The sequence below is a fragment of the Vibrio sp. L85 genome (genome assembly GCF_963871815.1).
Lineage (GTDB): Bacteria > Pseudomonadota > Gammaproteobacteria > Enterobacterales > Vibrionaceae > Vibrio > Vibrio harveyi.
Genome location: NZ_CAWMYL010000143.1, coordinates 79,840 through 103,888 on the forward strand (window position 1 = coordinate 79,840; position 24,049 = coordinate 103,888).

Below are 24,049 nucleotides of genomic sequence, written 5' to 3' on the forward strand. Positions count from 1 at the left end.
GGGTAGTTAAAATTGGAGTCAGTAAATAATAATACTTTAAATATTATTAACATATGTGAATTATTTTATAAAAAGTAAGTTGGTGTATTAGGAAGGAAAAGACACATCTTCGTTAATACGCCATGAATAAGAAAATACGTAAACGGATAAATAGGAATCTATAGTGAAGTATCTAAAAATTTGCTTAAAGGAAATAGTGAAATCAAGAGGAATCGCTTTCTTTTTTGTTAAGGTTAATCTGTTTTTGTTTTTGGTGTTTTATGTTTGCCTCATTTCGTTTACAAGAACTATTGATGACGCAATGCTAATTACACTCGAAGATACAGGCTGGACTTATACTAAGGAATATACAGAGGTCAATGGTGTTGAACGAAATCAGATTAGGCCTGACCGTATAAACATAATGGCGATTAATAGCGTGCTTAAAGAGAACTCGAACTGGGTTGATAGAGCAATTGGCATCGCTAAACATATTACGAAAACGACAGATTTGAACTTCGTAATATGCGAAAAGGATAAGAAGATGTTCTTTGTTAATTCAGGGTCAATTGCAGACTTCAAAGACCCTAATAATGGATGTGAAATTCAAAATGATTAAAAATAACTCACTATCACTAAACTTACTAAAAAGCGGGGTTACCCGCTTTTTTAATATCTAAAATTCAATCTATTCCTCCCCCCCCTAAAACACTTCATTCAAGCTATAACTTTGAAAAATATAGAGATATCCCCTTCGATATTTTTCCTTTAAATCGCTACTTGCGCGTTACGGAAAGAATCAGAGAATTGGGAAGTAACCAAAAGAGCTAACCACTCTTACAACTCAATTATGTGGAATTATCATCATGCAAACCGAGCAAGTAAAACAAACTGAACAGCTATACCTTCCTGTTGTTATCCGTGAGGGCCAAGAGTTCGACTTCACCGCTTTAGAATCTGGTACGCCTATACGTGTATCACCAAAGCTGATCGATGACTTGACCATTGGAGGCAACAAACGCCGTAAGAAAGAGCGAAGCGATGACTTCGCAGAGAGTATCCGTACTAACGGTGTTATTCAGTCCCTGTCTGTTCGTCCTCATGTTGATAACCCACACCGCTTAGAGCTGTGCGCCGGTTATGGTCGCCGCGACATGTCACTACGTTTTGACCTTGAATCTGTGCCAGTTGTAGTAAACCAATATTCAGACCGTGAAGCACTGGCGGTGATGTTTGCTGAAAACCACGACCGTGAAAATATCACGATCGTTGATGAAGCTGATCTGGCCCAAAACTACCTGTCTTACCATGATGGTGATTACGCTACGGCTGCTGTGGCTCTAGGCCTGTCAGAAAAGACATTCCGCGAACGTCTGCAACTAAAACGCCTTACTGATAACGTTTTGGACCACCTAGCTGATCCAACTAACAAATTTACTCTCGGTCACGCACTGATCCTGAGTACATTTGATGCTGAAACGCAGGAGAAAACACTTGCTGCAATTCTGGCTAACCCTACCGAATACACAGTTAAAAATCTGAAACTACGCGCCTCTCAGCGCCAGATCCCATTAGCTAAGGCTCCTTTCGACACCAAAGCATGTGACAGCTGTATCCACAACACAGGGGAACAGCTAGACCTACTTGGCAATGGCGATACCGATGCGAAATGTAGTAAAGCCTCATGCTTTATTGAAAAGGCTCAGGCATGGGTACACAACGAGCGCACAGCTGAACTGGAAGAAAAGTATGGTCGTGTCATTGCTTGGGAAGCCAAACCAGAATCTGACCGCCGCACAGTGACTGAGGAAGTGGTAGGTAAGAAGCAATTCACTAGCGGATGCATGGGTTGTGAAAGCAAATGCACTGTAGTCGATGACCGCCCGATGAAATGGGGTGAATACACTCAAGATCAGTGTATTGATACTGATTGTTTCAATTCATGTGTAAGTGCTTTGAAAGAAGCAAAGGCAGAGAAAGCACGTAAGCAGAAAGAAGCGCGTGAAGCTAAAGAGAAAGAGAAAGTTGCCGCCCAGGAACAACAGGCAGAATCTTCAAATGTTGATGTGGCTGACCAACCGACAGAAGAAAAGAAAGTCACCGTTGAGCAAGAAGAAGTTGTCGTTACTACCGCTCCAGTTCAGCGTAAAACATCTGCAGCCGTGTTAGAGGATTACCGTAAGTCTCTACGTGCAACCAGTGCAAGCGTTGCAATTACCGACCCACAATTTCGTATGGCTACTGCCCTAGCCGCCTTGTGTGACGTTAGCGGTTACGAGCCACCTGTTGACGCGATTAAAAAGAACCGTTGGCCTCGCTTTAATGACCGTGTGCTTGCATTTATGGATCTGAGCCTACAACAAATCCAAGAATACATGGCAGAGGCGGTCATTCACCATGCAACCGTTGGAGATAAGAATTCCAACACTGATTTGATGATTAATGTTCTCGGCAAGAACCCTAAAGGTCAGAGCATCGCAATCGAAGCATGGAAACCAAGTAAAGAACGCCTTGGCATGTATAACATCGCGCAAATTAACCAAATGTGTGTTGAGGCAGGATTCGATAAGGCTTATGAAGCTGCCAACGGTGAAGCGTCATTCTCTCTGTTATTCAAAAACCGTAAGGATGACATCGTTAGCGGTGTTATGGGCTTCAAATTCGATTGGTCACACTTCGCACCCTCTGACTACCTTGCCTTAGTTCGTTAACCATTCGGGGAGTGGCAACACTCCCCAAACTTACCCTATTGCGCGATGCGGAAACTCGCTCAGTATGAATTACATAACCAACGGGAACTAACCACTCCCTACTCTCAATAACACTGTGGATTATCAAAATGAATTTAAAAAACGTATGTGAATTAGTTAAAGCTGCCGGTCAAACTCGCGCAATCATCACAATTGACACTAATAACGAAGATGCAGTAATCATCGTTAATATTCCAACCTCTAACGCTGCTTGTCTTCCAAAGGTTGAAGACGACAAACAGATGACACTACGTTCAGCTCTAGCCACGCCTATGCGTGTTTTAGGCAAGATAGAAGATGTTGATGCGGTCTTTGATGAACAGCTTGCAGAATTTGGTGAGGGCTTTGCTCCTGCTTCACTTCAACTGAAAGGCGTAAAAACTAACGCTGCGGCTGCTAAGGCTTCAACTCAAGCCGTTACAACTACCCCTAAAACTACGGTTAAAAAAGCAAGTAACAAAAAGAATGCTGCAAAAACTGAAAAACCAGATGCAGTAGAAACTAAAAACACCACTGAAACCGCGCCAAAAGCTCCAGAGAAAGCCGATAAGGTAGAAACCGCACCAACTGATGCAGTTGCAACTCAAGATGCGCCAGAAGCGGTAGAGGCTGATGACGAGGGTATGTCACTTGAGAGCGACAACTTTGATTTCTTCCAGAATGGCGCACTTTAAGGTTTAGGGGTATCCGAGATATGAGTAATACAGCAACACCAGAATTGAAATGGCAATTCAAGTTAGGCAATACACTGATTGATTTCCCAAACCCTTTTGGTTCAATCCAAGACAATAAACGACTTTTGGCACAGCACTTTCCTCAATTACGTTGGACTGAAATCTACGAGGAAGATGCGCGATTAGAGAATGGTTGTATGGTTTTACCTGTTGTTCCGCCACCAGTGAAAACAAACGGTTAAGCACATGGCAGACAATATCAAAGAGAAGTTAAACCAGTGGCGCGATAAGTGCGCCACCAACATGGCTAATCATTCTGTCGAAGAAGTTGAATTGGAAGAAAAATCATGCGTAATACATCAGTTGAATTCAGTGGTTCACAAAATCAAACACCTTTCTCCATCCTTACCGGAATCAATGGAACTAAAGGACATTCCACCGCTAATGTAGCGCATGTTAAGAAAGCTTCAAGCAAGGCGGCTGGTGGCTTTAAGCCATTAGCCCCTTGGTACGCTGCGGTTAAGCCGCAAGAGCTTATATTAAGCCAGAGTGTGCGTAATAATTTGGGTTATAAACGCGAAGATGTTTACCAAGATACCATCATCGAAAAAACCTCATTTTGGGAAGCTCTCGCGCTGTTTGGACTCAAACACGGCATGTTGACCGAGTTCGACATCGAGAACCTTATAGAAGCTCCTATCGGCACTACAAAGCAGGTTTCTGCTGCTAAAGAGCTTGGCAAAAAGGTACTTGGTTTCTACCAAACTGGATTAACTAATCAGCAATACAAAATTGAAGCATGTTTTAAGGCATTTGAAGCCCCTGTTTCTATCCGTGCTGACATTGCCCATTGGTACGTTACTCCGACCGAATCAAATTGGGGTTTTGATTTAACTCTCGATGAAGACGAGTGCTATGGCGAAGACTACGATGAACTAGACCAAAGCTTCAATGACCTAAGCATCCGTATTGAGCATTGCTCTCGCGTATCAGCGTTGTCATTCGACCTAGACCAATTCAGCCCAAGTGTCGGCACAATGTATTTTCAAACCCTGCGTCTGCTATCACTTATGAACTTTAAAACGATGGCACTTGAATATTGTGATACCGAGGGAACGCTTGAAGCATACGCTGAAATTTTCAAAGTATTTGACCTGACTTCTGAACAAGTACAGAAGATCACTGGCTGCGATGAAGATTCCATCGAAGAAGTGTTGAACGACATCAACCCACTAATTTTCAAAGCTATTGGTTCGCACGATGAATATATTGATTTACATAACGTTATCAACGCTGCCTTGTACTACAAAGCAACCGTAGCAACGAAATGGTATCAGAAAGATACCCCATTCTATCGCGGTCAATCTGTCATTATGAACGCTATGGGACTGTTAGAAACTGTAAATAAAATCCGTCCTAACCCACTAAATCCAAATGACGTTAAAGGTATTGCCGCGCTAAAAACTGCGTTACGCACTGTCATTGAGTTGGGGCATGAAGCATATGACTCACCGTGGTTACTTGGCAGTGATAATCCGATCGATTGTTTCGCTTTTATCACAACTGGTAGCGACATCGAGAAATACACTCTTGAAGTAGAAAACGAGCACCGTCAATCAATCGGTGAATGTGGCGCACTTCGCCTTGACCTATCGGCTAACGACACAGGTCTACGCACTATCGAAAACATTCATCTAGCTGACAAGTGCTTGATGTTGCTTGCTTCGGTCTAGCGCGATTTCAAACTTAGCATACCATCTTAAATATCGGTTGAGGCTAACCACTTCAACCCATTTAACCAAGGGCTAACCACCCAACAAAATCACTGTGGAGAAGTACCATGCAAGTTCAGAAAGAACCGCGCTTAAGCATCAATAACCAACATAAAGACCCTAAGCCAGAATTCGGCTTAGTGTTCTTCGACAGTCCTAGAGGTTACGCGGTCACGCGCCATGAGTTCCATGAAGAACAAATGCAAGGTGGCGTGATCATTGATACCGATGCTGTGGTTAAGCTGCTTGAAAAAATCAAAGACACTAACGATGCAGCAAAGGCAGCAGAAGCCAAAGCACAAGCTAAAGGCTCGGAAGTCGCCAAGTACTCCCTAATCCCTCAAAATGTCTTATTAGAATCAGATCGATTGCTTGTATGGCACACCCCTGCGACTAAATGCCCGATGTGGTACAGAATGTCAGGCACTCACCCAAAGGCACTTCGTAATGTCACTTGGACACCGTTGCTCTTTGTTCTGAATAAGCACAGCGAAACACTGTATGTGTTTGCCTTAGAAAGTGATGAACGCCCAACCCTCGACACAATGACTTATTACGCGCCTCTGGCAAACGTCTTTGATAGTCATTACTTGTGTCAGGGGTCAGCTCCCCTACCGAAGCAACTTAGCTCAAGCAACATCAAAGAAATTCAAGATACGTTGTACATGAGTGCATTTGATGGTTTTAAGCATAACCTCGCTATCAAGCTTCCAGACGACATCCCCGACCAACGTGCGTTTTGGGAAAGTAAAAACCTAACAGGTGAGCTGGTGGATGTTGCTAATGAGCTTTATCCATACGAGAAACTAAGCAAAGTACTAGAAGAACTATAAGACTAAGGGAACAGATATGACTAATTCAAAATTTGGCTTCGAAAACACAGCTCGTACATTCTACGTCCCTAGTGATTGGGTAGACCGTAAACTCAAAATTGCCCTCGTAGGTTGTGGTGGCACTGGCTCTTCGATTTTGACCGAGCTTTTCCAAATGTTCGGGATCCTCACCAAGTTAGGTTGTGATGGATTCGAGGTGACAGCCTATGACGGTGACCTTGTTTCTCAAAGCAATGTTTTTCGCCAAAACTTCTGGCAACACGATGTTGGCAACAACAAAGCTGATGTTCTGATCACGCGATTTAATCAATTCGGTGGCGTTAACTGGAAATCAAAACCTGTTTTCTTCACTGGCGAAATGGCAGCTACTGAGGAATATGACCTACTAATCACGGCTGTAGATAAAGCATCCGTAAGATATGAGATTGGTCGCGCACTTGATACCTCGGTTAAACGTGCTCTATGGCTAGATATGGGCAATGATAACCATCAATCAAATGTCCTGCTCGGTAATGCGAGTCGTCAAAAGTTCTACGGTGAAAAACGACTTCCAACGCCTTTCGAGTTGTTTGGTTCGCAATGGGAAGAAGCCGCAAAAACTGAGGTCGATACCGCTTCATGTAGTACCGAGGAAGCCATTCAAAAGCAGACATTCGGCATCAATGGTATGACTGCACGTGCGGCAGCTTCAATGCTGCTATTTCCCTTACTTCGCTTCGGAAAGCTTGAGCATCACGGTTTATTCATCGACTTGCATCAAGCCGAGATTACCAAAATGCCGGTAGATCCTTTGCAGTGGTCTTTCTATGGCTACCAAGAAGAAAATATTAATTAACCAACTATTGCAGGGGGTCGCCCCTGCATTTGCTTTAACCAAGGAACATGAATGAAAAAGAGAGAGCAAGACACAAGAGAATACTTCACGAATATAACTCAAGCTATTGATGCGGCTTACGAGTCGTGGGTAAAACAAGCGACTGATGAATTCCCTGTACTGAGCATTCTCAAAGATGGTGAGCCAGTTCCTAACCCCATTTATCGCCACGCAGCGCGATATGGTCTAACTGTCATACTTCATTCGGTGCAAACAATCTGGTCGTATGCCGCTGACATCGTTGGGGCTGACGTTGATACTTCTATCAAGCGACACGACAACTTCCTGCACTTGACCAACATGACGTTCTTACCGGCAGAGATTGGCAGACACGCCTATTCTGCGTCACGGTTGCTGACCTACCAAGCTACGGCCAGTGAACGTGCTAGTGACGAAGCAACTCAGCCAATACCAGACAGTGAGTTTAGTACTGCGGCTCTAGACCTGTTTATGCTTGATCGTAAAATGTCAGCGTCAATGTTTGACTTTGTAGGGCCAAAACTGGGGATCAGTGGTGTACCAGTAGAAAAAGCCTATGTGCCTTTAGAATATCGAAGTGAAGTGTTTAAACGAGTTCTATCTTCCCTGTTCAGCGAATTCGAAGAGATAAAAACCGTTGATACAGGCTTTCGACTGATGAATGAGCAACACGAAGACATTATCACTCATTTATCGAGAGCTGCTTTTGCAAGTCTTGCATCAACAAAGCCTTGCTCTAAAGGTGGTTGCTCAATGCATCGCTATTACCATGAGCATTATCAAGACTAACGCGGGAACGCCCACCAGCCTTCAATTTGTCGGGGCATATTTTCAATATCTAAAGCAAAGGCCACTTTTACAGTGGCTTTTGTCTTATAACTCACCTAAAGGTCTTTGATTGAGTCATTTAAGCGCGACAGGTTGATGTACTGCTTCCACCCCTTTCCGTTCCACTTCTCTTTTGGGTCATCTTCCTGCCCAGTAAGAAGGATTAACCCCTGACGATTATAAATGTCAGTTACCGGGTCAACGCTTGACTGAGGTCTTAAGAAACCCGTTAAAAGACGTCTATTCCCTGTTTGAATTGAAAAGTCTCCAGGTACATTAATTACTGCAGCAAACTTTATTTTATGCGCTTTTGCTAACCGACTATCCTGCTTCACTACCAAATCAACCAAGCGGTATGTATGGCACTGATTTGAGCATATGGTGCTGAAAAAACTGTTGGTGCTCTCAGTCAGTCTTTGGAAGGATTGTTCATAATCTTCATCGCGGTTCACGAGCAAAATGCCATACACAATTTTATGCGTTAATTCGTACTTCTCTGGTGTATGAACAACATCTTGCACAACCGGACCAACTGCTACGTTTTCTTGTATGGCCGCGTCTTCCATGAATGCCAGTTCGTTCATACCAACCCAAATTAACTTTGAGTTATGGGTGGTCTGTGCATATTCCATAAGTGACCTATTCATGTTTTGCTGCTGCAAGTTGTCGTAACATTGATTCTGCACTTTTTAGATGCACTAACCGTTCACATACGCGTTCGTCCGTTATACCTTCATCGCATCTGGATTTGAGTTCTTTGTTGAACAACTCCAAGTATGCCAAAGCATCTTTTTGTTCCTTCAAGCTGGTGGATTCCGTGGCTTTGAAAGCAAAATCTTCTACTAATTGGACATTGAAATACTCAGATTCCCTTCGCATCTCTGGGTACTGTTCCATGAAGTACTCAGCAGTATCCGCGAGCACTTTTGTAATCCCTGTATCGTTTTTACTAACAGCCACCACAGAAGCACTAGCCGATAGAATTGCACCCGTGAGGATGACTTTCATCAATGTATTCATATCAACCTAAACGTTATTTTTAATATCGAAGTATTTTATGTTTCTATTGCCATAATACCACGCTCTTGTGCGTTTGAAACTCTGCAGTATCTTGGGAATTCAAATAGCGAGTAAGGCGAATAGAAATGATTAATGCAGTTAACACTATCGACGTAAAAGAGTTGGATTCATGGGATACATGGAAACAAGATCTTATAGACTTTGACGGTGAAATCACACCTCTTACATTACGTTCAGTGGATGCAATCTATCGCTATCTTATACAAGGCTACACTTACCAAATTCAGTACAGCTCAGGCAAGGACAGTGAGACTGTTTTAGGGTTATTCTTGCTTGCGTTAATGCGTGCTAAGCGTGAAGGTAAAGCTATTTCAAACGCCCACTTTTTGGTGCATGTTGATACAGGTATTGATAACCCTGAAATTCGTAATCTTGCCCAAAACAAAATCAACAGCCTTGATAGTTTCATTATGGAAAACTCGCTTCCTTTAGTGACCTACATTGCACACCCTAGCTTATCTTCTACATGGGCTTCTCGCGTTCTTGGTGGTCGTGGCCTACCAACCTTTGTTTCATCAAAATTCCGTCAGTGTACCCATGAATTAAAAATCACTGGCGCTAACCGAGTTGTTTCTAAACATACAAAATTGATGTCGAAAGAGCAGAAAGCAAAACTGATCATGCTTCTTGGCTCTCGTGACTTGGAAGGTACTATCCGCAAAAACAACATCGCCAAAATGGGTGGTGATGACATCAAGATCAGTAAATCAGGTAACAAGTATTCTCTATACCCTATAAAAACTTGGTCATCAGCTAATGTGTGGGAGTACCTGACCTATTCGGGTAACCGCCCAAGTTCAGTGCTACCAAGTTACCTTGAAGACCACTACCAGACGGTCGACATTTACCGCGATAGCGGCGCGGGTGAATGCGTAGTTTTCCAAGCGGATACTGATACAGACGGTGGAGCTGGACAAAGCTCGTGTGGCAGTCGTCATGGTTGCGTATATTGCCTCGCCTCTCCAGCTGATAAATCTATGCTTACATTGCTTGAAACTGATCCAGAACGTTATGGTTATATGACGGGCTTGAACCGCGTACAGCGCTTTCTTGAGCTTACGCGTTACAACTGGGATATGCGTCATCCTGTTGGCCGAACAATTAACATCGGCGGGTACATTAAGATTCAGCCGGACGTATACTCACCTGCTGTTCTTAAACGACTTCTACACGCGATTCTTAGCTTCGATTATCTTGAACAAAAACGAGCTGCCAAAATTAAGCAGAAGGTACTTAACGGCACATTACCTGAGACAGAATACAACCTGCGTATGTCAGAGCCACAATTCCAGATCATTGATGAACGCCAACTGATTGCTATCGAGATGCTTTGGTCGCTACACCACTTCCAGAAGCGCCCATTTGAAGCGCTTGATATATGGCATCAGGTTTATACAGATGGTGAGCTTGAGCTGCTAGAAGAAGTAGATAGCATGGTCGCCACCCCTAAAACTCCCCAACCAGCACCATTTTGGTTGCATGTTGGCGAATGGGGTGACAACTCTGGCCTTGATGGTTTAAGCGACAATATGACGGAATTCGCTTACTTTGATAGTCACCAAGACCAAACTCACCGCCTAGTGAGTACTAAGGAAGGTTTACGACGTGTTGTGGACTACGTTGAATCAGAGTTGTTTGATGTCGACATCGATTCAGCGCGATTCATTGTCAACGAAGAGTACACGCGGCTTCGTCCAAAAGCCCATGACGGCTATTACACGCCTTATTACGCGGCTGCATATTTACTTCGCTTTGGTGCTGTACAACTAGGAAAAGGTCAGGCTGCACGCTATCACGAAATGGCTCAACGCGGTCAGACCTACCACACGCTTGGTTTAACTGGCCAACTATCTATGGAAGAGATTGCCAACAACCCTAAATATCAGGGTTTAATCCTTGATAACAAGGCGTACAAAGTACTTGCTGCAGAATTGAAAATTGAACAAGACAAGGCTGCAGAGCTCGAAGCTATTCGAGAAGAAAAAGAACAGAGAATCGCTGCGAAGCGTAAAGCTTGGGCTAAAGCCAATCCGAAATTGGCAGCAAAAGCCAAAAGCCTCAAGAAAGAAATTTCGATGCAGCGCCACAACGAACAGTCATTCAAGTCTCTGTTTGTCATGGCCACCAGCATTCATGCTGAGATTCAAGTTGATACCATTTCAGGAAACCTTAACAGTGACAAGCTTCCCCGTCGTTTAAAGGTGCTGAACGGCCTTCGTAATGAGATCACTTCTCTACGTGAGATTCAAACTGAAAAGTACATTCAGAAAGGCTACAAGCATCAATTAGAGATGAATGAAAAATGGTTAACTATCCTTGAATCTGGAAACTTTGATCATTTCGATTCCGATCATCTTGCTGATTACGCCCGGATTGCACCTGCCCAGTTCAAACAAGAGCTTCGAGACAGCATTCAGCGATGCAAAGCGTCACTAACCGGTTGGTATAAAGGTGGTGGCCATAAATCATCTTGTACGCAGGATAGAAATATCGTCATCAAGGTTCATGAAAAAGACCAAATTGAATTGGACCTATCTGTTTTTCTAGCCGCTTAATACCGCGACCAAAAGCACCTTGGTTTCTATTTCCAAGGTGCTATGCAATCAAACAACCCCAGCTAAATAGCAGTAGTTATCATCCGCTCAATAAAAAACAAACGTTTACATTAGCAACTGAATTGTAACAATCAAATGGAGGGGTCATGACGCGCCCTATTAAAATTACGCTCCTAGCAATTGCATTAGGTGCGGCTTTTGTTGGCTATCACGGCTATTCCGATAAAACTCTAAGTCCTACAGCTTCAAACAAACTGCAGGATACTGCGTCTGCCAGTCTGCCACCGGCAACTGAGTTCTTAACTGATGAAGAGATTCAGTCATCCCTAATCATGCTGAACGAGCACCCTGACCCATTAGATTTATTAAACATCGGTAATAATGCCCTCTCTGAGAACAATTACTTCGCAGCATACTCAGCTTTCAGCGCAGCCGCGCAAAAATACAATACCACGGCCATTATCAAACTTGCTGAACTACTGGAAATGGGAGCCATTGGCGGGAAGCCCGAAATTGATCGTGCGTTAAAACTCTATAACGTCGCATTTGATCTGGGGTCATTAGATGCGACTCTTATCCTTGCTAATTTCTATGAGCTGGGAATTAACGTACCAGAGAACGTTGATAAGGCATCACATTACTATCAAATAGCCGCAAATAAAGGGAATTCCAAAGCAATTCATTGGCTAATAGAGCGTGCTAAAAGTGAGCCTGCATTTGCAAGTCAAGAGCAGGTATTAGCATGGAACCTATCTCTAGTCGATCAAGGTGATGCCCTAGCAATGATTGACGCTGCCAACGCGTATTATATTGGGCTAGGTACTAAAATCGACAAAACTACCTCTATCAAATTATTAGAGAAAGCGATACAGGCCGACAATGATTCAGCAAGAGTTATGTTGGCAACAATACTTCTCGATGACCATGACATACAAACCGATCCAGTAAAAGCGACAGAGCTTTTGTCAATTTCTGCTGGCAACAACAATCCGAGAGCTCAGGCTTTATTAGGTAATGCCCTATCCGGTTTTAACGACTATAAAGAGTTTGGTATTGAACCAGATAACGAACTGGCTTTTAAATTGATCGAGAAGGCGCTGGACCAAAACTTACCATTAGCTCATGGGTACGCTGGGGATTTCTATCTAGCGTCATTTGGACCAGGTGTAGATCTTAAAAAAGCTGTTGAGCATTTCGAAGAAGGTGCGAAGTTGGGTGACCCAAAATCTATGATTGGTCTTGCTCTCCGACTTAAGTCGGGAACCGGTATTGATAAGGACTATGACCGCGCAAATCAGCTAATCGACCAGGCAATATCGATGAATTTCCCGGATGCGATTTTCCAAAAAGGCTTTGTCTATGAGAAAGGTGCTGGCGTTCCTGTTGATTATGCAAAGGCAATGGAGTACTACCATAAAGCTGCAGACTTAAATATATCCTCGGCGGCATACCATTTAGGTTTTATGTATGAACAAGGCTTAGGATTAATCGTAGATACCAACAAAGCTTTGGAGTGGTACAAAAAGGCAGATGAGTTAGGTGATATACGCGCAAAGCGCAAACTCGATACCTACCATAAAAATGGGTCTTTCGATGTTAAAAACGCTTGTGATCATTAATAGCCCAGCTGTTCAGCCAGTAATTATCACCACCTAAATACTACTACTTATTAAACACCCAGTATTTGAATAACCTCTACCCTTCTAGGTTACTTTGCAAAGTAACCGGAGGGGTCAATGAAACGCCCATTTAAATATTCACTATTGGCACTTTCTCTTGGTGTCGCTATCGCTGGCTACAAGGGCGTTTTACCCCTGCCATCTAGTGAAGCGACAACAAACGATAAGTTAGCCGTAGAAGTGCAAGATCAAATATCGGCAAGTGATTACCTAACCGCCGATGAAATCTCTGCAAATCAACTTACACTTGCTCAGCAACCTGACGCCCTTAAGCTAATTGAAGATGGCGACCAGGCGTTGTCATCTAATGATTATTTTGCTGCATATAAGTTTTATTCTGCAGCAGCACAAACCAAAAACACATCCGCAATTATTAAGCTGGCTGAGCTCCTTGAAATGGGTGCTATCGGCGGCGAACCAAAGATAGAGCGTGCACTAAAGCTATATCAAACTGCATCCGACCTCGGCTCTATTGATGCCACGCTACTTTTAGCAAGTTTCTATGAGTTAGGAATCAACGTACCAGAAGACATAAACAAGGCATCTGAACTATATCTAACCGCCGCAAACAATGAGAGTCCTAAAGCTCTTCGTTGGTTAGTCGAACGTGCCCGTTTTGAGCCAGGCTTTGCTAAAAAAGCTCAAGTGATGCAATGGAACCTCTCTCTTGTTAAAACTGGCGACATGAAAGCCATGCTAGATGCCGGTAATGCTTACTACTCAGGCACCGGGGTAAAGCAAGACAAAGAGATGGCACTAAAACTTTTCGAAGATGCAGCAGAACAAGGAAACGATTCTGCGCACACAATGCTTGCCGAGATCTTGTTGTATGACCATGACGTTGACCGAAATCCAGCTCAAGCTGTCGAGTGGCTAAAAGAGTCAGCGACCAATGGAAACCCTCGGGCTCAAGCCATGCTAGGAATTGCCATTTCATCCCTTAATGACTTAGCACCAGAAGGCATTACGGTTGATGATAAAGATGCTTTCCATTGGATAGAAAAATCATTAGAGCAGGATTACCCACTATCCCACTCATATGCCGGGCAGTTCTACCTGTCATCTACCGGAACAAAACAAGATATTCCTAGAGCAGTCGAGCATTTTATTCGCGGTACCGAACTTGGTAATGCTGATGCGATGGTTAATTTAGGTTGGCAGCTAATCCACGGCCAAGGCATCGAGAAAGACGAAAAGCGAGCTTTTGAACTGATTAGTGCCGCAGCTGACATGAACTATCCGAACGCGATTTACAACCTTGGCTGGATGTATGAGAACGGAATTGGCACCAAGCAAGACTATGAAATGGCAATAAAGCTATATCAAAAATCCGCGGATCTAGATGACCCATCAGGTACTTATAACCTTGCCGAAATGTATGAGAAAGGCCGTGGGATTAATGCCAATACCGAAGCTGCCCTTCGCTTATATAAGGAAGCGCATCGAATTGGTGATACACGCGCAAAAGAGAAATTAGATGTGTATGCAAAACAGGGAGATTTCCAAGTTGAAAATAACTCCAACGTTTAATCGTAAACTTGCGCTGATGATGGCTCTTATAGTCACAAGTCATCAGGCAAGTGCTAACTGTGGTGGTTCTCCACCAGCTGCCGCTCCTGTCCCATCATTGAGCAATACATCTAGCTCAATCAATGAAGACGGCGCTACGACAATGAACCCGGGCCTAAGCAGTTCTATTGCCATTACTGGACGTAGAATCAATAGCGGCCCTGCACATGGTACAGCAAGCTGGTCAGGCAATAATGTCTATTACAAACCAGCTGCTAACTGGTGTGGTCGAGATACATTCACCTACTCTGCTTCCAACTCTTCTGGTTGGTCTGCTACGCGTACCGCGACTATCAACGTGACCTGTGTAGTTGATGCTCCAGTACTTGGTAATTCGAACACCAACATCACAGAAGACACTAAAGGAACACTATCGCCAGGCATGAACCTTGACGGTGGCACCATCTCTGGGCGTTACGTGACGACTCAACCGGCTCACGGCTCTGTCTCATGGTCAGGTAACCAACTTGTTTACACCCCAACGAATAACTATTGTGGTTCAGATACTTTCCAATACCGCATTAAAACTCAAGGTGGCTACTCAAACATAGCAACCGGTACTGTTGGTATTGCTTGTGTTGTTGACTTACCGATCATTGGTAATGTGAGCGGTACGCTTGATGAAGATACTAACAAGTCTCTAAGTCCAAGCATCAACATTGATGGTGGTACAATAACTAAGAGAATTATCAAGTCTCTGCCTGCACATGGTACGGCAGTTTGGAATGGTAACAATCTTGTTTATACCCCGGATGCTAACTACTGTGGTGCTGACACATTCACGTATCAAGTGGCTACAGAAGCCGGCAACTCAAACGTAGGTACTGCAAACCTCAATGTTACTTGTATTGTTGATCCGCCGATTGTTAGTGACGTCTTCATTGAAACACTAGAAGACAACTCTAAGAGCGCGACACCGACTGTTAACCTTGACGGTGGTGACCTCGTATCACGTGACATCGAAGTTGCTCCAGCAAACGGAACGGTAATTTGGCAAGGTGCTTCACTACTTTATACGCCAAACCCTGATTATTGTGGTAACGATGAGTTCCAGTACAGCGTGACAAACTCTGCAGGTAAGTCTGAACTGGCGAAAGGTGACGTTTTTGTCGAGTGTGTCGTAGACGCTCCAATACTCGATGGTGTGACCGAAACTGTTATTGAAGATACACCGAAATTACTTTCGCCAAATTACAACATCGATGGCGGCGTAATTTCTAAGTATGACATCGTTTCTGACCCAGCAAATGGTACAGCTGAATGGGTAGATGGCAACATACTGTACTCCCCGGCAGAGAACTACTGTGGTTTTGATACATTTACCTACCAAATCACCACTGAGGGTGGCAAATCGAACATAGCAACATCAAACATCAACGTTGAATGCGTTCAGGATGCTCCTACAGTCGATGGACAAGAGGAAATCAAGATCACTGTGGAAACCACTAAGGATTACACGTACCTCGCTAATGACGTTGACGGTGATACCCTGACGGCCACAATGACTGAACTTAACAAATCGTCACTTCCTGAGTGGGCTAAGTTCGCATTTGATGGTTCAAAAGGTACTCTGACGTTGAGCCCTAGTGATACAGACATGGGTGATTACACACTTGAATTACTTGTCGATGATGGCCACAGCGGTATGGCAATGAAACGCATTGCGGTATATGTACGTGATGATCGTCCAGTAACTCTAACTTCTATCCTGCTTAAGACGTTCAGTATTCCACAGGAATTCGAAACACCAGCAGGTAAGAAGATGAACGCGGTGTACTTTACCGGCATTAAAGACAGTCTTGGTAATCTAATCACCGGTACATATGACCTAACCATCACGATGGATAGTTCAGTAACTTTCCCTGTGACTATTCTTGGCCAAAGAATTGAACCGGGTGTACCTACAGTGATTACCTATGACATTCCATCACCAGGCGTTGTTGATGTTAAAGCTATCCCGGTAGTAGCAGGTGAAGATGGTGTTGTTAACTTCCAAATCAGCTTTGATGTTAAGTAACAAAACTCCTTGTTAGACATAAACAAAAAGCCACCAGACGGTGGCTTTTTTATTGGCAATTACACTACATTTTCTTGTTGCTGATTTTTGCAATTAATTCCTTTTCATTATGCCACCACATTGCCACACCTAAACCGATTCCTATCCAACCAAAAGTATTTAAAATTACATTCTGCTCTATTAGGTAATGAACAATTAAAAGTGCCACACCGGAAGAGCCAATTACCCAATGCATATGTTTTTTCCCTTGTTACATGATTAGATAGATCCCGAAGACTGTAATGCTGATTTTTTGGCTGTGCGCCTTTTAACTAGATAGTTACGTAACATAAACCCCTGCACCACAACCACACACAGGATTAATATAAATACACTGGAGGTGATCGACAGTATTGCCGCAACATGAGGAATTACACTGCTACCGACAAAGTGATTCACTCCACCGAGCAACGTGCTCAAAAACTGACAGCCTAATCCGACAATAGCGATTAACAAACTAAGTCGGCTTGGTATATCCATCTTATCCACCATGAATGCAACCACGAACTTACTGCGTACCGCTTTCAAAGACTTCATTTACTCTTCTTCCTGTAGTCTATGCTGCCCTTTGTCAGCAAGAAATGATATGTGTATCCAAACGTCGACTTTCCCTATGATTTTCTTTTTCTTGAATCCGATTACCAACTGTATATGACTTTCCCTACCAGATTGCTTTGAGGGACAAAGCCCCAGAATCGACTATCCTGACTTTCATCTCGGTTGTCTCCCATAACAAAGTATTGACCTTCTGGAACTTTCCAGACTCCCTTTTCCATGTCTTTCTGAATGAAGAAGCTATCTATTCTGTCGGATTTAGTGTTATCGATCTGAATGGCGTTATCGAACTCAACTAACTTTAGCCATTTAGATTCCACAGTAAGCACTTTATCTTTGTATATAACCGTGTCGCCAGGGACGCCTACAATACGTTTGATGTAATTTATTCCAGGATTATCAGGCAGCATAAACACAGCTACATCACCATGCTCTGGTTTCTCCCGGTACAACAAAACATTGTGGAATAACGGGTCGCTCACCCCGTAGGCAAATTTATCGATCAACACTGATGTGCCAACCTTGTACGTCGGCAACATGGATTTTGTTGGGATTTTATAGATTTCAAAGAAAAACGAGCGTACTAGAAATACATAGAGGATAACGGGAAACAGCATACAAATGACTGAGATCAACACCGGGCGACGGGCTGTTAACTTGACGTCGCTAGTGACCTCACTATGCAATGTAACTATTGATTTATAGCGTGCAGGCATCCATACATGGCGCTCCAACAGCCATATGATTGCACAAACCAACGTAACAAACGCCAGTGTCAAAACGAAAAAGTTTACCACGGTAACCGCCATACATTATATTTTGAAAGTGTGGTAAATATTACCCTACACTCTACCTCTTGAAAATCTCTCAGTTTTGTAATGACGCAGACTTTATTCCCCTCACGCATCTTGCATGTTCAATATTCAACGTTAGAATTGCATTTTTCGTTAATTACAGGGTGAACAAGTGATAATGATACGTAAGGTCTATCAGATTGTTGCACACCACCTACACAAAGTGACATGGCGGTCGTTGCTCGGTGTCGTTGGGCTGCATTACGCGATTTGTTGGGCTGGCTTTTACTTATGTGGTGAATTTGAACTAATTCAACCTATTAATTTTATCCGCTACATGTCGGTATCAGGAAGCACAGTTGGGTTCGGCGTACTGACCCCTGTAACTGACCCAGGCTCATTGTTCATGGCCATCTACCAGTTACCGGTATCTTTAGCCATCTTCGGGGCGTTACTTGGGAAAATGATTAATCAAACACGGGAAATTATCGAGCGAAACATGAATGGAACCTCAGATTTTAATAGCTTTAATAAACACGTTCTCGTTGTCGGCTACCGGGGCGAAGAAACGGATTCACTGATCAAGTGCATTTTATCTGACGAACGACGCCAAAACGGAAATATTCTCTTATGCGTAAAAGATTCTTCAATGACACACCCTTTGCCTGACTTATCAGAGGTGTCCTTTGCTAAAGTCACCTCATTTTCAGATGTAAATGAACTTGAACGAATCGCGGCACACGCGGCAAATCGAGTAATTATCCACGCAGAGAATGATGAACAGACCTTGACGGCCTCTTTGTCGTTATCATCTGCTGTAAATGAAAAATGCCACATCGTTGCTTACTTTGATTCACCTGCGAACGCAGAGCTGTTAGACAAACACTGCAAGAATGTTGAATGCGGCACGAACCGGACATCATCTTTACTTGCACGATCGATGCAAGACCCCGGCTCTAGTCGAGTGATTAGCCAGTTGCTAAATCCTCTAACGGGTGCGACTCAATTTTCTCTGCAAGTCCCTCTTTTACACTCTCCAGTAAGCATTGGGCAACTATCCGACATAATGAGGAAAAGAAATAAAGCCACGTTGATTGCAGTTTCAACACTACAGTCTGGTGATGACGTAATCCTTAATCCCGATGAAAACCATTTGGTAGAGTCTGGTCATTTTATTCACTACATCGCCGCTAATCGAGTCATGAGCGATGAAGTTGATTGGCAAGCTGCTTAAACACGTATCAATGGTCGCTTTCAGCGGCCATTTTTTTTGCGCGTTTTAAAGTGCCTGCAAATATAGATCCTAATTAACAATGAAGGATTTAGACATGCCCAAACAGTTACTCTCTGTACCAATTGATTCTCTACAGCCTACAGTGCCTACAGAATCGCTCATAGAAGACTTCAAAATCAGTGCGAGGACTTCTATAGCTCGTAGCTCTCCATCGGCTCCACTCAAGCAGTTGCTCAAAGCAGGATTGATTAAAGGTAGTGTCTTGAATTATGGCAAAGGCAGAACTAGCCAAGATTCAGACGCGATTAACAAAGTGGCTTTTTGCCACGATTATGATTATGTGTACGCTCCCTTCCCGGAACTGCTGGGTAATTCATACGACACGGTATTTTCTGCTTTCGTCGTTAACACTTTACCACCAGCTGCACGTGACCATGTATGGAAACAAATGGCTTCGGTTTGTAAAGGAAAAGCGTACATTGCCGCTCGTTCTTCCACTGACCGTGGCTTAAAGGGTGTTCGTGAGCAAGACGGTCTAAGGACGCTCCGATCAACATTCCAAAAAGGTTACCTGAAAAACGAGCTAAAGCTGGAAGCACAACAGTATTTTGCATCCGTTAGAGAGATTCCAACCAAAGGCGCATTTCGATTAGTTGAGTGCTCACATGACTTCTTAGAGGTTACAGGGAACTCCACGCAACTTAGCCTAGTACAATAACTTACTGTTGAGCAGTCGCGCCGGGCTGCATAGAAGTCACAATCAATTTTCTCACCGAAGAACAATAACAGGCAGGTGTCTTGTGGGACTTCTGTCTGTTTATCTTCAACGTAGTTTTAATACCCCTAAACCTCCCCTCTTATTGCCCATATATCGCTATGTTTTCAGCTATTGTGCGATCTCCAATTGTAAATATAGTTGTTTTAAACCAACCAAAACACTGTGGAAATTTAAATGCAAAATCTACTTACGCAACCAGTTCAGACACTATCAACTACTCAGCTATCAGAGCTATGTGTTTACCTAAACAGCGAGTACCGTAAAGGCTCTCCAGTCGTGTCTGACGAATCATTTGACTTTTATGCTAGTGAGCTTTTTGCTCAAGATCCTGAAAATGTTTTCTTCTCACAACCACAACCTACTGACACCGCCGCTGACAATGCGAAAGGTCGTATAGGGCATCCAACCCCCATGCTTTCGACAGACAAGGCGTATGAACTAAGTGAAATCAAAACCTATGTTGATCGCTGCCATTCAATCGCTTCCTCAATTGGCATGAATCCAGAAGATGTTAAGTTCCGTGTCTTAGCAAAACTGGACGGTATTGCAGGCCGCTATGTAGCTTCCACTCGCCAACTTGTAACACGAGGCGATGGAACATTCGGTAACGACATTAGCCAACTGCTAGATAATGGGCTTGTGATTGTCGGTGACGCGAGTCGTGATGGCGTGGGTGAGGTGGTAATGCCTACTGCCTATTTCGAAGACAATCTAGCAGATGACTTCGCACATCCACGTAATTTCGTAAGCGGAGCAGCTAGTGCATCAACATATAGCGACGCGGCTTTAAAAGCTCTCAAGGACGGAGCCATTCACCTTGTACTGTACCGCGACATGCCAGTGATTGTAGTGAGTGGTGACGAACTACTGGCTAACCTTGATGAACTTGTACTACGCACAAAAGAATCATCTCCATATCCTTTGGACGGAACTGTCATTGAAGTTGAATCTGATGAACTCAAAGTAAAAATGGGTAGCAACAATCGCTACCACAACTGGCAAATAGCCAAGAAAGAGGCTGGTGAAACCGTAGATGTGGAAATCATTGGTGAAACACTTTCTGTTGGCAAGACTGGTCGTATTACCCACGTATTCACTATCCCACCAACGGAACTGTCTGGTGCAGTGATTACAAAGATTTCAGGGAAGAATGCAAAGTACGTGAAAGACCACGGTCTAGGTATTGGAGCAAAATTTCGCTTGATAAGATCTGGTGAAGTTATCCCAAATCATTTAACAACTTTAGAGCCTGTAACCCCCAACATTCCAACTAACTGTCCGTGCTGCGGTGAGCCGACAGAATGGCTTAAAAATCCTATGACTGGTATTAACACATTCATCGCGTGCAAAAACATTTCATGCCCTGCACAACAAGGTCGCGCTATCTCGCATCACTTCAAAATGCTTGGTATTGACAACTTTGGTAGCGCAACGATTCAGCGTCTAATTGACAATGATTTCACGTGTTTTGAACAGATTTATCTAATGAACGAAGAGTCATTTATCAATATTGGTTTTGGTTCGGGACAAGCTGCCAACCTTGTATCTGAAATTCAACGAGGAATCCGTGAGCCTATTCAAGATAAGTTCCTTGTCGCTAGTTTAGGTATTTCAAAACTCGGTCGTTCAGCGAGTATGAACATTCTAAAACACTTCCGCATTGACGAACTGGGTAGCCTTACTGAGAGTGATTTAAGTGCTATTCATGGATTCGGTAAGAAAAACTCAAAGCACATCTCAGAATCGCTTACAGCGCGTCGTGACTCTCTGAACTTTCTTTTGTCTCGTGGCTTCAATATCCAGCATACACAGGACATTGAAAAGGAATTAAGCGAGACATCTGCGAATGGCTCACTAAGTGGCGTTAACATCGTATTCACTGGCACTATGAGCGGTAGCCGCGATGAAATGCAGGCAGATGCGAAATCGAAAGGCGCTAACGTTCAGAAATCTATTAACAAGAAAACGAATGTACTTTGCTGCGGCGAGAAAGTGGGACAGAAAAAATTAGAGCAATCTAAAGAGCTTGGTGTTGAAATCATCTCCGAGAGTGAATACTGGGAGCGCTATAAAGACTAACCATCTCCTACCATACAAGGCCAGCTTAAAACGCTGGCTTTGTTCATTGCGGGTTGCAGCAAGTAACGTAGCCTAATTAAATCATCCAACAGCTCATTGAGATACAAATGAACAACACACAGAACAACTCAGATGCACACCGCTTTGATGGCACAGTTTCACTAGCCGTTTTTCGCAACAAGATTGAATCGCTATATTCTGACTGTAGTATAACTACCGAAAAGCATAGTGAGCACGGTTCAGACCTAACCTTGTTTTATGTGAATGACGGTCACTGCGGAACATGGCAAGCAGGATCTGGCGTTATTTTCTCTGTCTCTCGTGTAGAGAGGAACATCAAAGCATCAAGAGATCTTACTGATTTCATGTCTACGATAGACGTGCCTAAAGATCTCTAAACATCGACTATCACAACCGTATGACTGGGAAGAAAATGAGTGTAAACAAGTCGAACTTGGTTTCATCTGTGAAATACCGGTTTATATCAAAATCGGATGTAGCCGTGAAAATCCACGTCCATTTACCTGATGACACTACAACCTTTCAAAGTATTGGATTCATAAAGAGTAATGAACGATTAGCGTTAATAAAGGCTGTTAAAATACGTGACGAGATTGGCGAACGAGCTTGGGGTAAGTACTGGCATCAAGTATTAAGAGATAGGTATCTCTTCACACGGTTGCCTCATACACTTGAACCAAAGATCATATTTAAACCACGGGGTGATACCATTGATGAATGCTATTTGGCTAAATTCCCTGTTGTTGTTAATGGTCAAAGAAAGATGAAGTCTGTTGTACGTTCGATCAGAAACAGAGGTAGAGAGGAAGCCTACAAACAGACCAAAAAGGCAATCTTGGATGGCTACAAGGACGTGCTTGACATAATGCTGTTTATGGGGCGAATCACGGCAGACGACTTATACCTAACCCTACCCTCTGGCAAAAAATAAATTGCATTTATTTCTAAGCTGCCCTTGCAGTACACCAGAGAAAATTTCTATGCTTCTTTTAAATAAAAAAGCAAATGAAATATATCAAAGCTCTAACAGTGCTGATTAACGCGCTAACAAAGTTGATCAAAACCCTCGATGACAAACCAATACTGGTACAACTCTCTGTTCTTGTATTGTGCCTAAGCATATTGACCGCCACGGTTGGTATTGTCTTAACGTCATAAAAGCTAAAGGCGCATTCTATGATGCGCCTTTACTTTGGGCTAAGCGTACTCGGCTTCTAATATTTCAAATGAATTTCGCTTAAGCTCTAATACTTCCCCAGGTTCAGGTGGTTTCAATACCGATTTAGGACAGAATAACACTACGTTGTCATAATCACCTCCAACTCCTATATACGATTCAAAAATCGCTATGGCCTCATGTGCCCCGTAAGCAACTTTAGCTGCATACCCTTGTGATAGGAGCATCCGTAGAGTAGCCAATTGGTGAGGCTTTAATGCATTTCTGGCTTCTGATATTGAGCGATATGAATCAACAGGTCGTTTAAATTCAATGTATAGCCCATGAAACCCTAGTTTTGGGCAGGCAAATTGGCAGTCTGGCCAACCAGCTTTCTGCCCTTCTGCGCACAACCTGAAACGCTCACCTTTGCGTCTAAAACCGCCGTTTGGTGTTGCTGCTAAAAAATTGTAATACTCAGGATAACGCTCATATACGTAGTCAAAAAATAGAGTTTGCTCGTAATGCTCCCTGTCTTTAGAAATCAGGTCTGGACGTTCGTCTAAACGGATGATCTCTTGCTTATGTGGATTGGTTTCAATTTTTTCTTGCTGTGCAGTAAGGTCATTGAACTCTACAAGTGATAGGGTTCCGTTTTGAGGTAGTTGCTTTGCACTAACTTGCCTGAACCCAGTTCGACGCTGTTTACTGGCTGTTTTACTATTGCTGCCAGTATGCTTGCCACTACCGTATGTGGACTGCGCAAGTAACGCCAGTCTCTCTGCTTTCGGGAGTACTGCCATC

Annotated in this window: 24 protein-coding genes; 18 read left to right on the top strand and 6 right to left on the bottom strand. The window is 43.4% G+C overall.

Annotated elements, in window-relative coordinates; all coding sequences use genetic code 11:
- The first annotated feature begins 163 nt into the window (after window positions 1-163).
- From AACR11_RS14625 to AACR11_RS14660, 8 genes are all read left to right on the top strand, one after another.
- Window positions 164-598: a hypothetical protein gene (locus AACR11_RS14625; protein WP_053409849.1), complete on the top strand. Its 435-nt coding sequence runs from the start codon at window positions 164-166 to the stop codon at window positions 596-598.
- Window positions 599-845: 247 nt separating this feature from the next.
- A complete protein-coding gene (locus AACR11_RS14630) occupies window positions 846-2,690 on the top strand; it encodes a ParB/RepB/Spo0J family partition protein (RefSeq protein WP_053409848.1) in 1,845 nt (614 codons plus the stop codon).
- Window positions 2,691-2,818: 128 nt separating this feature from the next.
- Entirely contained in the window at window positions 2,819-3,403 is a 585-nt protein-coding gene (locus AACR11_RS14635; RefSeq protein ID WP_053409847.1) for a hypothetical protein, read from the top strand.
- Between the two features lie 20 nt (window positions 3,404-3,423).
- Window positions 3,424-3,645, top strand: coding sequence for a hypothetical protein (locus AACR11_RS14640; protein ID WP_017190476.1), 222 nt, complete (start codon window positions 3,424-3,426; stop codon window positions 3,643-3,645).
- 105 nt (window positions 3,646-3,750) lie between these two features.
- Window positions 3,751-5,136: a hypothetical protein gene (locus tag AACR11_RS14645; protein WP_079324394.1), complete on the top strand. Its 1,386-nt coding sequence runs from the start codon at window positions 3,751-3,753 to the stop codon at window positions 5,134-5,136.
- Window positions 5,137-5,243: 107 nt separating this feature from the next.
- Entirely contained in the window at window positions 5,244-6,008 is a 765-nt protein-coding gene (locus AACR11_RS14650; protein ID WP_053409845.1) for a hypothetical protein, read from the top strand.
- A 16-nt stretch (window positions 6,009-6,024) separates the two neighbouring features.
- Window positions 6,025-6,843 (top strand): PRTRC system ThiF family protein, encoded by an 819-nt coding sequence (locus AACR11_RS14655; protein ID WP_053409844.1) that lies wholly within the window; start codon window positions 6,025-6,027, stop codon window positions 6,841-6,843.
- A 51-nt stretch (window positions 6,844-6,894) separates the two neighbouring features.
- Window positions 6,895-7,650, top strand: coding sequence for a hypothetical protein (locus tag AACR11_RS14660; protein ID WP_053409843.1), 756 nt, complete (start codon window positions 6,895-6,897; stop codon window positions 7,648-7,650).
- A 95-nt stretch (window positions 7,651-7,745) separates the two neighbouring features.
- Here AACR11_RS14660 and AACR11_RS14665 read toward each other — a convergent pair whose 3' ends face one another.
- Both AACR11_RS14665 and AACR11_RS14670 read right to left on the bottom strand, forming a co-directional pair.
- Window positions 7,746-8,321, bottom strand: a complete 576-nt coding sequence (locus tag AACR11_RS14665) for a hypothetical protein (protein WP_053409842.1) — start codon at window positions 8,319-8,321, stop codon at window positions 7,746-7,748.
- A gap of 7 nt (window positions 8,322-8,328) precedes the next feature.
- Window positions 8,329-8,709 (bottom strand): hypothetical protein, encoded by a 381-nt coding sequence (locus tag AACR11_RS14670; protein ID WP_139374577.1) that lies wholly within the window; start codon window positions 8,707-8,709, stop codon window positions 8,329-8,331.
- A gap of 125 nt (window positions 8,710-8,834) precedes the next feature.
- Between AACR11_RS14670 and AACR11_RS14675 the strand changes: the two genes are divergently transcribed.
- The 4 genes from AACR11_RS14675 (at window position 8,835) to AACR11_RS14690 (ending at window position 16,589) form a co-directional block, all read left to right on the top strand.
- Complete coding sequence (locus tag AACR11_RS14675) at window positions 8,835-11,324, top strand: phosphoadenosine phosphosulfate reductase domain-containing protein (protein ID WP_053409840.1); 2,490 nt, start codon at window positions 8,835-8,837, stop codon at window positions 11,322-11,324.
- Window positions 11,325-11,470: 146 nt separating this feature from the next.
- Entirely contained in the window at window positions 11,471-12,943 is a 1,473-nt protein-coding gene (locus tag AACR11_RS14680; protein ID WP_079324398.1) for a tetratricopeptide repeat protein, read from the top strand.
- Between the two features lie 117 nt (window positions 12,944-13,060).
- Complete coding sequence (locus AACR11_RS14685) at window positions 13,061-14,533, top strand: tetratricopeptide repeat protein (protein WP_053409838.1); 1,473 nt, start codon at window positions 13,061-13,063, stop codon at window positions 14,531-14,533.
- Entirely contained in the window at window positions 14,511-16,589 is a 2,079-nt protein-coding gene (locus AACR11_RS14690) for a tandem-95 repeat protein (protein ID WP_189338765.1), read from the top strand. The genes AACR11_RS14685 and AACR11_RS14690 overlap by 23 nt, the downstream gene beginning before the upstream one ends.
- 64 nt (window positions 16,590-16,653) lie before the next feature.
- Here AACR11_RS14690 and AACR11_RS14695 read toward each other — a convergent pair whose 3' ends face one another.
- The 3 genes from AACR11_RS14695 to lepB all read right to left on the bottom strand — a co-directional run bounded on the left by AACR11_RS14695 (window position 16,654) and on the right by lepB (window position 17,992).
- Window positions 16,654-16,824 (bottom strand): hypothetical protein, encoded by a 171-nt coding sequence (locus AACR11_RS14695; RefSeq protein ID WP_157052367.1) that lies wholly within the window; start codon window positions 16,822-16,824, stop codon window positions 16,654-16,656.
- Window positions 16,825-16,847: 23 nt separating this feature from the next.
- Complete coding sequence (locus AACR11_RS14700) at window positions 16,848-17,165, bottom strand: hypothetical protein (protein ID WP_053409836.1); 318 nt, start codon at window positions 17,163-17,165, stop codon at window positions 16,848-16,850.
- A 101-nt stretch (window positions 17,166-17,266) separates the two neighbouring features.
- Window positions 17,267-17,992, bottom strand: a complete 726-nt coding sequence (lepB, locus tag AACR11_RS14705) for a signal peptidase I (protein ID WP_053409835.1) — start codon at window positions 17,990-17,992, stop codon at window positions 17,267-17,269.
- A gap of 163 nt (window positions 17,993-18,155) precedes the next feature.
- Between lepB and AACR11_RS14710 the strand changes: the two genes are divergently transcribed.
- The 6 genes from AACR11_RS14710 to AACR11_RS14735 all read left to right on the top strand — a co-directional run bounded on the left by AACR11_RS14710 (window position 18,156) and on the right by AACR11_RS14735 (window position 23,247).
- Window positions 18,156-19,211 carry an ion channel gene (locus tag AACR11_RS14710; protein WP_053409834.1) on the top strand — a complete coding sequence of 352 codons (1,056 nt, stop codon included), beginning with the start codon at window positions 18,156-18,158 and terminating at the stop codon, window positions 19,209-19,211.
- 94 nt (window positions 19,212-19,305) lie between these two features.
- Window positions 19,306-19,929 (top strand): class I SAM-dependent methyltransferase, encoded by a 624-nt coding sequence (locus AACR11_RS14715; RefSeq protein ID WP_053409833.1) that lies wholly within the window; start codon window positions 19,306-19,308, stop codon window positions 19,927-19,929.
- Window positions 19,930-20,163: 234 nt separating this feature from the next.
- Window positions 20,164-22,068 (top strand): BRCT domain-containing protein, encoded by a 1,905-nt coding sequence (locus AACR11_RS14720; RefSeq protein ID WP_053409832.1) that lies wholly within the window; start codon window positions 20,164-20,166, stop codon window positions 22,066-22,068.
- A 107-nt stretch (window positions 22,069-22,175) separates the two neighbouring features.
- Window positions 22,176-22,466 carry a hypothetical protein gene (locus AACR11_RS14725; RefSeq protein WP_079324404.1) on the top strand — a complete coding sequence of 97 codons (291 nt, stop codon included), beginning with the start codon at window positions 22,176-22,178 and terminating at the stop codon, window positions 22,464-22,466.
- 35 nt (window positions 22,467-22,501) lie between these two features.
- The gene (locus tag AACR11_RS14730; RefSeq protein WP_053409933.1) at window positions 22,502-23,020 is read left to right on the top strand and encodes a hypothetical protein; all 519 of its coding nucleotides are present in this window, start codon (window positions 22,502-22,504) and stop codon (window positions 23,018-23,020) included.
- A 74-nt stretch (window positions 23,021-23,094) separates the two neighbouring features.
- Window positions 23,095-23,247, top strand: a complete 153-nt coding sequence (locus AACR11_RS14735) for a hypothetical protein (protein WP_258718588.1) — start codon at window positions 23,095-23,097, stop codon at window positions 23,245-23,247.
- 39 nt (window positions 23,248-23,286) lie between these two features.
- Here the strand turns inward: AACR11_RS14735 and AACR11_RS14740 are convergent, their stop codons facing one another.
- Window positions 23,287-24,048 carry a hypothetical protein gene (locus tag AACR11_RS14740; RefSeq protein ID WP_053409830.1) on the bottom strand — a complete coding sequence of 254 codons (762 nt, stop codon included), beginning with the start codon at window positions 24,046-24,048 and terminating at the stop codon, window positions 23,287-23,289.
- Between the last annotated feature and the right edge of the window lies 1 nt (window position 24,049).